Genomic DNA, 11,861 nt, shown 5'->3' with positions numbered 1-11,861 from the left:
CCCATAGATGGGAGAGGGAACCGATCGGCGCGTTTTTCTCCTTCTCCCGCTTGCGGGAGAAGGCCGGGATGAGGGACAGACCGCACCCAAACAAAAATGGCGACCCATTGGGCCGCCATTTTTCATTCTAATTTAAACAATTAGAAACGTAGTGATGCGCCAACATACGGGCCATCGACCAGTACGTTATCTTTGCGGCTGCCTTTGTTGTTCAGCTCAATATACTGATAACCCACACGCAGGTTCAGCAGCGAAATCGGCGTGAAGCTCAGGCCGCCTGAGGCTTCCTGGTAGCTATCCAGACGATCAGAGAACGCTTCTGGCGCATAGTAATATTCGCCGTACAGGCCCCACATGCTGTTGAAGCTGTATTGCGCTGCGCCACCGACTGCCACGGTGAAGCCATCACGACCATCTTCCGGATGGGTGAACAGCGCTTTCGCAGTAGGCGCAATGCGGAAATCACCCACGTCGATGTTATAGCCGAGGCCCGCACCGTAGGTGCTGCCATCGTGATCGCTGCGCAGCCAGTTGCCTTTCAGGAACAGGCCCGGTGAAGTGGTGCCGAGGCCAAGGTTCAGGTTGGTGCTATGCTCACCCACGTCAACACTGCCCTCAATTGCCTGTGCGCCGCTGCTCAGCAGTGCCAGACCCAAAACGCTTCCAGTAACAAGTTGCTTTAACATGTGATTCCACTCCATGAAGGACAATTAATTCGGCGGCAAGGGTACCAGCCTGGCGACGAGAGACAACATTATTTGGAAAGCTTTACGTAAAAATGGATTACGGCGGGGGAAAAAGTGGCCCTAAAAGGCCACTTTTCAGATTAGAAGCGCCAGGCTGCGCCGATAAAAAGACCATCAATCGCACGATGGGTTTTATATTCGTGCAAGCCACTGCCGAGATAGCGGTAACCGGAACTCAGCGTTAACCAGTGGGCCGGTTGGTAGTAAACTCCGGCCTCAAACTGATGCAGATGATCGAGCTTATAGGTGCTGAAGTTAGGCGCCATGCTGAAATCGAGATAGAGCCAGGTATGGCGCGCTTGTGGCAGTGGAGCCATCGCGCGTATACCCGCATTCACGCCGTAGCTGGACGTTTTATCATGGTTCAATTCAGCCCAGAACAAACCGATGCGCGGCACAATGCGCATTGCGCCTACAGCCACGCCGTAACCCAGATTGGCGTCCAGCAATTCTGACTGATGTTTGGCATTCACGTATTCCACGCCATATTGCAGGCCTGGCGCGGTTTTTTGGCTGTTGATGGCGGCCGCAAAGAAATCACTGCCCCCCTTTACGCCGATTTCCTGAGCAGTTACCCCAGCGGAGGCCAACAGGAGCCCCATTGCAAAATACTGACTTTTCATTTTTCGCTTCCTTATCGTTTAAGCGGGCAAACAATAAGCAAAGCGATCGGGCTGCTGTATGAGCAATGACTCAAAACCAGCGGATTACGATACCCACAGTAAGTGGCTTAACAGTGGCGCGAGAATGACGGTGACGACGCCAGACAGCATCATCACCAGGCTCGACACCACGCCTTCCTGCTGGCCGAGTTGATACGCGCGTGCGGTGCCTGCGCCATGTGATGCAGCACCAAAACCCGCGCCTTTAGCCACGCCCTGCTTGATGGCGAGACGCAGAAACAGCACGTCGCCCACCGCCATACCAAACACACCGGTGATCACCACAAACAGCGCCACCAGATCCGGCTGGCCGCCAATCGGCTGCGCGGCTGCCAGCGCAAACGGCGTGGTGATTGAGCGTACCGCCAGGCTGCGCTGAATGGTTTCCGGTAACGTCAGCCAGCGCGCCAGCCACACCGAACTGCATACTGCCACCAGCGTGGCCGTCAGCACGCCCACGCTCAGCGACAGCCAGTGACGCTTGATGATCTCAAGATTCTCATACACCGGCACGGCAAATGCCAGCGTCGCCGGGCCAAGCAGCCAAATCAGCCAGTGGCTTTCAGCGATGTAATTTTTCCAGCTGACGTGAGTGAGCAGCAACAGCGCCACCAGCACCAGCGGCGTCAATACCAGCGGCATCAACAGCAGCGTGCGCCAGCGGCGATAAAGAATTTTGTTGAGGTAGTAGACCAGCAGCGTGAACGCCAGACACAGCAGACTAATCAGCAGATCATTCATGATGCGCCTGCTTGCGTGCGGCGCGCGCCAATTCGAAGCGATATAAACGATCAACCACCAGTGACGTCGAAGCCAGCACCAGCAAGGTACTGACGCCGATCACCACGCAGATGCGCCAGCCTTCACTGCGCAGCAAATCGCTGTAGTTCACTACCGCCACCACCGCCGGAATAAAGAACAGCAGCATTTCTGCCAGCAGCCAGTTGGCGCCAGCTTTCACCCAGCGCAGCGGCACGATGCGCGTCATGATCAACACCAGCAGCAGCACCATGCCCACTACGTTGGCGGGCAGCGGCAGATGCAGCCAGCTCACCAGCCTGTCGCTGAAAATAAACAAACCGACATACAGCACCAGCTGCAGCGGAACAAACGTACGTTGCAGGAGATCCGTTCTGCGCGGACTTAATGCCATCATTGCTTGTTACCTGGATGAAGAATTGAGGTGCCCAGTATAAATCCGCCGCAAACTGTGAAAGAAATGAATTAAAATTATTCAAACTATGCCAAAAAGGAATGTTTATGGATGTGCGCGCCCTGCGCTACTTCACTGAAGTGGTGCGCCAGCAAAGCTTCACCCGCGCCGCTGAGAAGCTGTTCGTGACGCAGCCGACCATCAGCAAAATGCTGCGCCAGCTGGAAGAGGAGCTCGGCTGCACCTTACTGCTGCGCGAGGGCCGCAAACTGCATCTAACGGATAGCGGTCAGGCGGTTTACCAGCGCGGACTGGTGATTCTGCAAGAGTTCCACCAGCTTGAAGCGCAGTTGGGCGATATCAACCAGCTGAAAACCGGCGAGCTGCGGCTGGGTATTCCACCGATGGTCGGCATGCAGATGGCCGGTTCAATCTCCGCCTTTCGCCGCCGTTATCCTGGCGTACAGCTGAAAATATCCGAGTTCGGCGGACTGACGGCGCAGCAAGCGGTGCTGAGTGGCGCGCTGGATATCGCCCTCACCGCGCTGCCGATCGAATCCGAACTGCCGCTCAATACGCTGGAGCTGATGCACCATCCGCTGTGCGTGCTGCTGCCGCGCAGTGAACAATGGCGCGATCACCGTAAAGTCGGTTTGGCAGAGTTAGCCGAACATCCGCTGCTGATCCTCAATGAAGAGTTCGCCTTGAATCGCCAGATTCGTAAAGCGTTTCAACGCCAGAACCTGACGCCAACTATTGCGCTGCGCAGCGCGCAGTGGGATTTTCTCGCCGCGATGGTGCAGGCGGGCATGGGGCTGGCGATTCTGCCGGAGCCCATTTGTCAGCGGCTGGATAAGCAGTCGCTACTGTGGCTGCCGCTGGAATCGGAGTTGCAGTGGAGTTTGGGGCTGATTTGGCGGGAAGGCAGTTATCTGTCGCGCAGCGCCGAGGCGTGGATTGAATGTTGCCGTGAACACTGGCCGGATAGTGCGCCGCGGCTGTCGGTGTAAAAACAACCGCAGCACATTAGCGTAGCGGCGCAATGTTTTGCGCCGCTACCGATGAACAATATGGCTTGCCTCTATTCCTCTTTCTCAATCAGCAGCGCTTCCAGCAGATCAAGATCGTGCAGCAGTTTCTGCATTGTCTCGTTGGAGATCTCCTGCGTCGCGCGCAGATGATAGACCTCGGCGCGCTCGGCGCGCAGCGCATTGAGGCGGAAACGACGCTCGAGATTTTCGGCAAATTGCGCCTGCTCGATATCGTTTTTCCCCTCCGCGCGACGACGCAGGTTACCAATCACGCGCAGGCTGACCTCTTTCAGCAGCTCAGGATCGATGTTCTCTTCGGTGTCGCTCTCAAGACGCTGCTCCATTTTATGCAGGCTCTCAATCGCCACACCCGCCATCGCGGCACGCGCAAACTGAATCTCACGACGATGGCCGACCTTATCGATGCTTTCCACGTCGCGCAGCAGAATCGGCAGCAGCACCACGCCAACCAGCAGCGACACCAGAATCACGCCGGTAGCGATGAACACCAACTCATAGCGCGCCGGGAACGGATCGCCGTTGCTCAGGAACAGCGGAATCGACAGCACACCGGCCAACGTAATGGCACCGCGCACGCCGGCAAAAGAGGCAATCAGCAATTCACGCAGCGAGTAATTGGTAAACTCTAGCGGCTTCTTCTTCAGCAGACGCATGCTGGTTCGCTTCATGATCCACAACCACCCGAAACGCACCACCATCAGCGCGGCGTACACCAACAGAACGTCGGTAAACAGCATCCACAGTTCCACGTTAGGATCGGCTTGCGCCTGCGCAATCGAGGTGGAAAGAATGTCGGGCAGCTGCAGGCCGAGCATCAGGAACACCATACCGTTGAACACGAACTCCAGCATCTGCCACACGCTGTTCGCGCGCAGACGCATCGCCAGCGGTGCCTGGCGGATAATGCCGGAACGCGTAATGGTCATACCGGCGGCGACGGCGGCGAGAATGCCCGACACGCCAAGGTGTTCCGCAATCAGGTACGAGGCGAACGGTAACAGCAGCAGCAGCACGGTCTGTGTTGCCGGGTCATCCCCGCTCCAGCGGCTCAGCAGACGCAGCGAGCGGCCATACAGCCAGCATATCGCCACACCAGCGACCAAACCGCCGACCGCCACTTTGAGAAACTCAACGCTGGCGCCGCCCCACGTAAACACCATGGTGCCCATCGCCACCGCGACGGCAAACTTCAGCGATACCAGGCCCGACGCGTCGTTCATCAGGGCTTCGCCCTGCACAATCGACATAATTTTTTTCGGGATGCGTCCTTCACCGACAATGCCGGACAGCGCCACGGCATCGGTTGGCGAAAGCACCGCCGCCAGCGCGAAGGCGGGAATCAGCGGAATCCCTGGCACCAGCCAGTAAATCAGGTAGCCAATCCCGACCACCGTGATCAGCACCAGAACCAGCGCCAGCCCCATGATTTCGCGACCGTGATGCAGGAACTCGTTTATCGGCGTTTTCCAGCCATCCGCAAACAGCAGCGGCGGAATGAACAGCACGAGGAACAGTTCCGGATCAAAATCGACATGCAGGCCGAAGACGGGAAATGCAAGCAGCGCACCGGCGGCAATTTGCACCAGCGGCAGGGGAATTTGAAACGGCAGAATACGTGCCGCCACGCTGGAGAGTGAAACCACCAGCGTCATGATGAGAATAGTAAAGAAGATTTCCATGCTTTCCTTAGGCGAATCAATTTCATTAAAGCGATGTTGTTGCGTGGGAAAGTGTAAAACAAAACGCCGCACAGCGGAGCAACCCGATGTGCGGCGTGATGCAGAAAGCGAATAATCCTGGAATTATTCAACTTTCAGGTCAGATGGCCCAGCCACCGGCATAGAACGCGACCAGCGCGACAGCAATCACCACGGTGCCCACGTTCAGCTTGCGCCACTCACCGGCAAACAGGCGTCCAATCACCAGTGAAGCGAAGCCGAGCATGATGCCGGTGACGATGTTGCAGGTCAGCACGATGAACACGGCGGTCAGCAAGCCGGACATCGCATCAACGAAATCGTTGAAGTCGATTTTTGCCACGTTACTCAGCATCAGTAAGCCAACGTACATCAGCGCCGGCGCGGTCGCGTAAGCCGGAACCAGATAGGCCAGCGGCGACATAAACAGGATCACCAGGAACAGCAAACCCACCACAATCGCCGTCAGACCGGTTTTACCACCCGCCGCCGTGCCCGCCGCCGATTCGATATAGACCGCAGCTGGCGAAGCGCCGACCAAGCCGGCGAACAGGCTGCTGACGGAATCGGTGGTTAACGCACGACCGCCGTTGATGATCTGCCCCTCTTCATCCAGCAGATTCGCCTGCCCCGCGACCGCGCGGATGGTGCCGGTGGCATCAAAGACCGCGGTCATCACCAGCGCCAGCACGCTTGGCAACACCACCGGTTGCAGCGCGCCCATGATATCGAGGCTAAACATCGCTGATTGCCCGTTAGCATCCTTCAGGCTCGGCATGGCAAACAGACCTTGATAGGTCACCGCCGGATCGAAAATCAGGCCGAGAATCGAGATGGCGATGATGGTCAGCAGAATGCCGCCCGGCACGCGGCGTTTTTCCAGACCAAAAATCGCCGCCAGTCCCACCAGCGACATGATCACCGGGAACGAAGCGAATTGACCCAACGCCACCGGCAAGCCCGGAGCCGGATTTTTCACCACTAAACCAATGCCGTCAGCGGCGATCAGCAGCAGGAACAAGCCGATACCTACGCCGGTGCCATGCGCCACGCCCATCGGTAAATTGCGCAGAATCCATGCGCGGATGCCGGTAACCGAAATCAGCGTGAACAGCAAGCCCATCAGGAACACCGCACCAAGCGCCACCGGCACGCTAATGTGCTGGCCGAGCACCAGGCTGAACGCGGTGAAGGCGGTCAGCGAGATGGCGCAACCAATCGCCATCGGCAGATTGGCCCACAAACCCATGATGATCGATCCAAAACTGGCGACCAGACAGGTAGCGACGAACACCGCCGTTGGCGAGAAGCCCGCTTTGCCCAGCATGCCGGGCACCACGATGACGGAGTACACCATCGCCAGAAACGTTGTCAGACCCGCCAATACTTCCTGACGCACGCTGCTGCCGCGTGCAGAGATATTGAACCAGGCGTCCAGTTTTCCACTGGCCGGGCGCGATTCGCCAGACATAATTCTTCCTCAATTTTTTTGTGATGTGAGTCGCCGCACGGCGCACGTTTGCCGTTCCCTGATGGCGGTTTTTCATGATGAAAATCCAGGCAAACGTTTACGTCGCCGCGTATTCCAGGCCGTAAAGGGGGACGCGGAAAAAAGGCAAACGATTATCTGGCGTTTGCCCTGGGGTTTTCAACTCTTAATCACGGGCATGACAGGATAAATCCAGGCGATTGTTCGCCTTTAGGCGTGTCGCAATGGCATGCACAATTTGTAGCGGCGCGATTTATCGCGCACATAAATGGCGGCTCCGTGCCCGTCCATATATTGCGCAATAAATTGCGCCGCTACGATGCGTACGAGATTCGATAAATCAATTGCTTAATTCAATCGCGCCGCCCTGCTGGATCGCCCGCTGCCAGGCCGCGCGCTGCTGCATGGTTTCCAGCCAGCGGGCGGTGGCGGGCGTATCGCTCAGGGAACCACGCAGTTGCAGCGCCAGCAGCGGGAAGCTCATCTGCACATCGGCGATGCTAAAACGTGAACCGGCAAAAAACGCATGCTGCGTGAGATGCTCTTCAATTACCCGACCATGTAGAGCCAGCTGTTTATTCAGCCAGGCTTTCTGAATCCCTTTGCTCAGGGCGATGCCGGCCGGACGCAGCAGCCACGGCACCGGCTTTTTGCCAAACTGCGCAAACACCAGTTTCATTACCAGCAATGGCATCAGCGAACCTTCAGCGTAATGCAGCCAGTAACGCGCCTGAATCTGCTCATCTTCATGACTCAACGTCAGCTGATGCTCGCTGTCGTACTTCAGTTGCAGGTATTCGAGAATTGCGCCTGACTCGGCAATCACGCGATTGCCGTCGGTAATCACCGGGGATTTGCCCAGCGGATGCACTTTCTTTAAGGAATCGGGTGCCAGCAGGCTGTTTTCACGCTGATAGCGTTTGATTTGGTAAGGCACCGCAAGCTCTTCCAGAAGCCATAACACGCGATGCGAGCGGGAATTTTCCAGATGGTGAACGGTGATCATACGGTTTCCTTGCCGGTAAAAGTGTTCCGCCAAGTATAGTCGATCAGCGTTTTTGCTCGTCCTGTTCCGGATCGAGTAACACCGCGCCCGAACCTTGCTCGCCCAGCCGGTCACCGGGATTACGCAGCGGGCAATCGCGCATCGATAAACAGCCGCAGCCAATGCAGCCATCAAGATCGTTACGCAAGCGCGTGAGGGTTTCGATGCGTTTATCCAGCTCCTCGCGCCAGTGCTGCGTCAGCGCGTCCCACTCTTGTGTCGACATCCGTTTATTAGCCGGCACATGCGTCAGGCTGTCGCTCACCGTCGCCAGCGGAATGCCAATGCGTTGTGCAATTTTGATGATGGCAACGCGACGCAGCACGTCACGGCTGTAGCGACGTTGGTTGCCGCCGTTGCGCGAGCTACAGATCAATCCTTTGGTCTCATAGAAGTGCAGTGCCGACACCGCCACGCCGCTGCGCTTCGCCACTTCACCCGGCGTCAAAACCGGCTTCGGGTAATTGCGTTCTTTTTTCATTTAGGGCCTTTACCTCAAGTTAACTTGAGGAATTATACTCGCACCCCAGCAAAACTTCGAATTTCTTACCAGGCAAAAAACATCAGAAGGATGAGGCTATGATGCAACAGGAAATCATTCATTCGCTGTCCAACTGGATCGATCAGAATCTGGATAAAGCGCTGTCAATTGATGAAGTCGCGGCAAAATCAGGTTACTCAAAATGGCATCTGCAGCGTATGTTCCGTGCCGTCACGAAACAAACGCTGGGTGGCTATATTCGCGAACGTCGTCTGACGCTGGCCGCTGAGGCGCTGCGTCAAACCCAGCGTCCGGTGTTCGATATCGCGATGCAATACGGTTATGACTCGCAGCAGACGTTCTCGCGCGTGTTCCGCCGTCAGTTCTCGCAAACGCCAACCGCTTATCGTCATACCATGCGTCGCCAGGCGATGATTCAGCGTCCGCGCTTGCTCAGTTTTGACTGTGCAGACAACAACATGACTAGTTTTGCCCAGCGTACCACCGGCGAGTGCTGCCCGGTTAGCTAACCCTCTCTGCGCGCCCCTTGCGGGCGCACCTCTTTTCACTCCCCGCCTTCCCCCTCTCTTTCCGATAAAAATCTTTCTACCTGACCCGGTATAAATTTTGTTCAAAATTTAAAATCGAGTGATATAATGTGAGCCAAGTCACACTTTTCTGTCTTCAGTAAGACGGCCTGAAGGACTTCCCTGACCTTCCTTCTTAGCCGCCAGTGATGTCGATTGAATGTCGGGGATATCACTGATTCTAAGAGGTTTTTGCAGATGGCCACCCTAACCACCAGTTTGATTGTAATGCGCTGGGAACTCCTGAGTGCGGTAATGATGTTCTTCGCCAGCACCATGAAAATTCGACTGCGTCAGAACAGTCACCACGTGATGGCGCTGCTGTGCGGTGGCATCGGCGTTGGCATGTCCTGCTGGTTTGTGACCGGCCTGCTCGGTATCACGCTGAGCATGGAAAATCTGCATAACTTTATGGAAATCTCCAAAAACGCCTTTATCGAAGTGATGAGCCAGACGCCAACCGATTGGCCAATGCCTTAATCGCAGCCAATAAAAAACCCCGCCGAAGCGGGGTTTTTTATTTTGCTGTGTGATTCTAAATTTTCTTCAATACGGCCGGAATGGTCACTTCCGCCACCGTGATGCCCGGTATCTTCGTACCGCGACGATCCTGAATCCACATATCACCCATCATCTGATTTAGCCCGCGATCCAGACCGGTCACCAAACCCGCGCCCGGCGTGAAGGTTAATTCGCCGAAGTAGATCTGCTCGTTATCGATGTACCAATCCACGCGCACATAATCGAAATCGCTCGCCAGCTTTTTACTCAACGCCAACGCGTGCTGCAACGAGGCCATTTGCGGCGTCACGTCCAGGCCGGTATCACGAATTTTGTGATACGCCTCGTTGAGGTTGTTGACGTAGAAGTTCATCGACAACAGCGGATTGCAGCGGTTGTAGATCACCTGCAGCACATACTCAAAGCTACCGTCGCGCTTGTTGAACATATGGAACTTGTAGTCAATCGGTGCCGATTTACCATCGCCAATGTACTGCTCCACCAGAATGCGTGGCTTGATGTAGCGATAGTGAATCTCGCGCGCTTCGTTGGCGAAATCGGTCTTCAGCCAGCGATGGCAATCGTTGATAATCTGCTGCTTCTTCAACGCATCCGGCTCTTCCAGCAGGATCTCCACCATGTTGGAGGCGTGATTCGGCTTGATAACGGTATTTTTCCAGCTCGGCAGCGTGTGCAATGAGCTCGGATCGCTGGTCTCGTAAACCAGCGGGATCAGGTATTCGCTGCCCACCTTCTCGGCGATATATTCACGCACCGAATATTTGTCCGACAGACGACCATAAATCTGATAATCGCCATGGATGAATTTGCGATACAGCACCTTCTCGTTAAACACTTTCGGCTCGCGCAGATTAGGCAATTTGCGGAACTTGTGAAAATAGTAGATACGATCCTGGTATGCCCAGGGCATCTTCTTGATGAAGTACTGAACGCTTCTTCTGAGTTCATCTTTCAACTTGAGCATATCTGACCTCATTTGTAGGTTTTGTAGTTGAGTGAGGAAACCTGGATTTTTTGGATGACGCCGTTTTTGAAGAAGTAATTCATTACGGTAAGAGACAGCAATTCTGAGATGAAAACGCTCCATGCGGCACCCATGATGCCGTAGCTCTGGATCAGCCACCACGACAGCGGCAAGCTGATGACCATCAGGCAAACGATTTTCTTCAACAGATAATTAAACCCGCCTTCTTTGACCATGTAGCGATACGCCACGGTCCCCATCGCCGAAAAGCAGGTTGCTAACGACAACAACGTAATGAGACTTCCTGACTGTGTGTACTCGTGACCATATAAAGCGATGATGATTTTTTCGCCGTACATCGCGATCACCGCTAACAACAACAATGAAACACCCATGACATAACCATTAAGCCGTGCTGTCAGCTTGATGGCGGTTTCTCCACGCTCACGGAAGATTTCCGAAAAGCAGGAAGTGATGATGGCGACCGGGATAAAAATCCAGGAGGCCGAAATGGTATTGGCGGCGGCGAACAACCCAAGATCGCGCGCTGAGGCGATGCCTGCCAGGAACATCTGTGCCGCTTTCACCTGCACCGAGATAAAGATGCTGGAAATGGCCAGCGGCAATCCGGCGTACAACAAATAGCGCAGGTAGGTGTTGCGCTTATCCTGCGGCGGCGCCACATCCTGATTTTCGCGATAAAAGTTAAAACGCTTAATGACGTACGGCACCAACGTGACGGCGACAATCGAAACGGTCAGCCATAGCGGATTGAGGTGCAGCCAGGCAATGGCGAAACTTAAGCTGAAGCCCAGCAGCAATCCGACAGAGTTGGCGATGGTATTCAGCCGCGACGCTAAGCGCGCATTGTTGTAGACACTGAAGGTGTCCTGCGTCACGAAAACCGAAGAAATAAACGAGGCCAGTGCAAAAGCGAGGAAGTTTTCCTGCATGTTGTACCAGACCCAAATCAAGACGGGCAGCGATGTGAGCAACAGCAAAACCATGCGCATGTTGCGCGCTACGGTCATCAGGCGTAGCCCTTTCGGTGCACTCTTACTGATACGTTTAAACAGAATGGTTTCCGTACCGAAAATCGCCACGGTCTGCACCATGGAAAACAGTGAGGTCGAAAACGCCATTTGGCCAAAGATGGTTGGACCAAAGGATTTTGCCACGTAGGAGGTCACAAATATGACGCCGAACACGGAGACGATCTTTTCAGACATCATCCAGGCGGCATTCGACATTACGCTCAATTTCATTGACTGATCCTTAGTATTACGAACTACAACAACTTTCGGTACAACGTCCTTGAAATGAATTAACAAGCGCTCAGTGGGCCTGACTTAATTTATTAACTTCAAACCAAACTGGTCCGAAAAATGAGACTCGCGTCAGCAATTAGGAATTATATTCAGGAAAATTCCGATTATATCCGGTGCGAAACTCGGTGGATGTAA

13 protein-coding genes are annotated in these 11,861 nt (G+C 54.9%); 3 read left to right on the top strand and 10 right to left on the bottom strand.

Translation table 11 applies throughout. The annotated features are described in order from the left end of the window. Window positions 1–140: 140 nt before the first annotated feature. The 4 genes from AAF463_RS01790 to AAF463_RS01775 form a co-directional block, all read right to left on the bottom strand. Window positions 141–686, bottom strand: a complete 546-nt coding sequence (locus tag AAF463_RS01790; protein WP_008109987.1) for a YfaZ family outer membrane protein — start codon at window positions 684–686, stop codon at window positions 141–143. Window positions 687–826: 140 nt separating this feature from the next. Continuing rightward, window positions 827–1,369, bottom strand: coding sequence for a YfaZ family outer membrane protein (locus tag AAF463_RS01785; RefSeq protein WP_110868164.1), 543 nt, complete (start codon window positions 1,367–1,369; stop codon window positions 827–829). 84 nt (window positions 1,370–1,453) lie between these two features. Next, window positions 1,454–2,149, bottom strand: a complete 696-nt coding sequence (locus tag AAF463_RS01780) for an LrgB family protein (protein ID WP_101763044.1) — start codon at window positions 2,147–2,149, stop codon at window positions 1,454–1,456. Continuing rightward, window positions 2,142–2,564, bottom strand: a complete 423-nt coding sequence (locus tag AAF463_RS01775) for a CidA/LrgA family protein (RefSeq protein WP_008109984.1) — start codon at window positions 2,562–2,564, stop codon at window positions 2,142–2,144. Before AAF463_RS01775 ends, AAF463_RS01780 begins: the two co-directional genes overlap by 8 nt. A 104-nt stretch (window positions 2,565–2,668) precedes the next feature. Between AAF463_RS01775 and AAF463_RS01770 the strand changes: the two genes are divergently transcribed. Continuing rightward, the gene (locus tag AAF463_RS01770) at window positions 2,669–3,571 is read left to right on the top strand and encodes a LysR family transcriptional regulator (protein WP_110868163.1); all 903 of its coding nucleotides are present in this window, start codon (window positions 2,669–2,671) and stop codon (window positions 3,569–3,571) included. A gap of 71 nt (window positions 3,572–3,642) precedes the next feature. Here AAF463_RS01770 and AAF463_RS01765 read toward each other — a convergent pair whose 3' ends face one another. The 4 genes from AAF463_RS01765 to soxR form a co-directional block, all read right to left on the bottom strand. Then, entirely contained in the window at window positions 3,643–5,292 is a 1,650-nt protein-coding gene (locus tag AAF463_RS01765; protein ID WP_101763047.1) for a Na+/H+ antiporter, read from the bottom strand. 139 nt (window positions 5,293–5,431) lie between these two features. Beyond that, on the bottom strand, window positions 5,432–6,781 hold the full coding sequence (locus AAF463_RS01760) for an NCS2 family permease (protein ID WP_350261424.1): 1,350 nt from the start codon (window positions 6,779–6,781) through the stop codon (window positions 5,432–5,434). 358 nt (window positions 6,782–7,139) lie between these two features. Then, window positions 7,140–7,805 (bottom strand): glutathione S-transferase, encoded by a 666-nt coding sequence (locus AAF463_RS01755; RefSeq protein WP_101763049.1) that lies wholly within the window; start codon window positions 7,803–7,805, stop codon window positions 7,140–7,142. A 43-nt stretch (window positions 7,806–7,848) separates the two neighbouring features. Continuing rightward, on the bottom strand, window positions 7,849–8,325 hold the full coding sequence (soxR, locus tag AAF463_RS01750) for a redox-sensitive transcriptional activator SoxR (protein ID WP_101763050.1): 477 nt from the start codon (window positions 8,323–8,325) through the stop codon (window positions 7,849–7,851). 98 nt (window positions 8,326–8,423) lie between these two features. On the opposite strand from soxR, the gene soxS reads away from it, so the two are divergent. Beyond that, window positions 8,424–8,855 (top strand): superoxide response transcriptional regulator SoxS, encoded by a 432-nt coding sequence (gene soxS, locus AAF463_RS01745; protein ID WP_036649992.1) that lies wholly within the window; start codon window positions 8,424–8,426, stop codon window positions 8,853–8,855. A 255-nt stretch (window positions 8,856–9,110) separates the two neighbouring features. Beyond that, window positions 9,111–9,392, top strand: coding sequence for a YjcB family protein (locus AAF463_RS01740; RefSeq protein ID WP_008109973.1), 282 nt, complete (start codon window positions 9,111–9,113; stop codon window positions 9,390–9,392). Window positions 9,393–9,447: 55 nt separating this feature from the next. Here the strand turns inward: AAF463_RS01740 and AAF463_RS01735 are convergent, their stop codons facing one another. Both AAF463_RS01735 and AAF463_RS01730 read right to left on the bottom strand, forming a co-directional pair. Beyond that, entirely contained in the window at window positions 9,448–10,398 is a 951-nt protein-coding gene (locus AAF463_RS01735; protein ID WP_101763051.1) for an ATP-grasp fold amidoligase family protein, read from the bottom strand. 8 nt (window positions 10,399–10,406) lie between these two features. Next, complete coding sequence (locus tag AAF463_RS01730; protein ID WP_101763052.1) at window positions 10,407–11,663, bottom strand: polysaccharide biosynthesis C-terminal domain-containing protein; 1,257 nt, start codon at window positions 11,661–11,663, stop codon at window positions 10,407–10,409. Between the last annotated feature and the right edge of the window lie 198 nt (window positions 11,664–11,861).

The organism is Pantoea sp. BJ2 (assembly GCF_040255075.1).
GTDB classification, from domain to species: Bacteria; Pseudomonadota; Gammaproteobacteria; order Enterobacterales; family Enterobacteriaceae; genus Pantoea; species Pantoea leporis.
This window is presented reverse-complemented; position numbering and strand designations above follow the sequence as displayed.

What these genes read in the sequence shown, in the direction of transcription:
- AAF463_RS01790 (WP_008109987.1), bottom strand. Translation starts at nt 686, where the DNA reads ATGTTAAAGCAACTTGTTACTGGAAGCGTTTTGGGTCTGGCACTGCTG.
- AAF463_RS01785 (WP_110868164.1), bottom strand. Translation starts at nt 1,369, where the DNA reads ATGAAAAGTCAGTATTTTGCAATGGGGCTCCTGTTGGCCTCCGCTGGG.
- AAF463_RS01780 (WP_101763044.1), bottom strand. Translation starts at nt 2,149, where the DNA reads ATGAATGATCTGCTGATTAGTCTGCTGTGTCTGGCGTTCACGCTGCTG.
- AAF463_RS01775 (WP_008109984.1), bottom strand. Translation starts at nt 2,564, where the DNA reads ATGATGGCATTAAGTCCGCGCAGAACGGATCTCCTGCAACGTACGTTT.
- AAF463_RS01770 (WP_110868163.1), top strand. Translation starts at nt 2,669, where the DNA reads ATGGATGTGCGCGCCCTGCGCTACTTCACTGAAGTGGTGCGCCAGCAA.
- AAF463_RS01765 (WP_101763047.1), bottom strand. Translation starts at nt 5,292, where the DNA reads ATGGAAATCTTCTTTACTATTCTCATCATGACGCTGGTGGTTTCACTC.
- AAF463_RS01760 (WP_350261424.1), bottom strand. Translation starts at nt 6,781, where the DNA reads ATGTCTGGCGAATCGCGCCCGGCCAGTGGAAAACTGGACGCCTGGTTC.
- AAF463_RS01755 (WP_101763049.1), bottom strand. Translation starts at nt 7,805, where the DNA reads ATGATCACCGTTCACCATCTGGAAAATTCCCGCTCGCATCGCGTGTTA.
- soxR (WP_101763050.1), bottom strand. Translation starts at nt 8,325, where the DNA reads ATGAAAAAAGAACGCAATTACCCGAAGCCGGTTTTGACGCCGGGTGAA.
- soxS (WP_036649992.1), top strand. Translation starts at nt 8,424, where the DNA reads ATGATGCAACAGGAAATCATTCATTCGCTGTCCAACTGGATCGATCAG.
- AAF463_RS01740 (WP_008109973.1), top strand. Translation starts at nt 9,111, where the DNA reads ATGGCCACCCTAACCACCAGTTTGATTGTAATGCGCTGGGAACTCCTG.
- AAF463_RS01735 (WP_101763051.1), bottom strand. Translation starts at nt 10,398, where the DNA reads ATGCTCAAGTTGAAAGATGAACTCAGAAGAAGCGTTCAGTACTTCATC.
- AAF463_RS01730 (WP_101763052.1), bottom strand. Translation starts at nt 11,663, where the DNA reads ATGAAATTGAGCGTAATGTCGAATGCCGCCTGGATGATGTCTGAAAAG.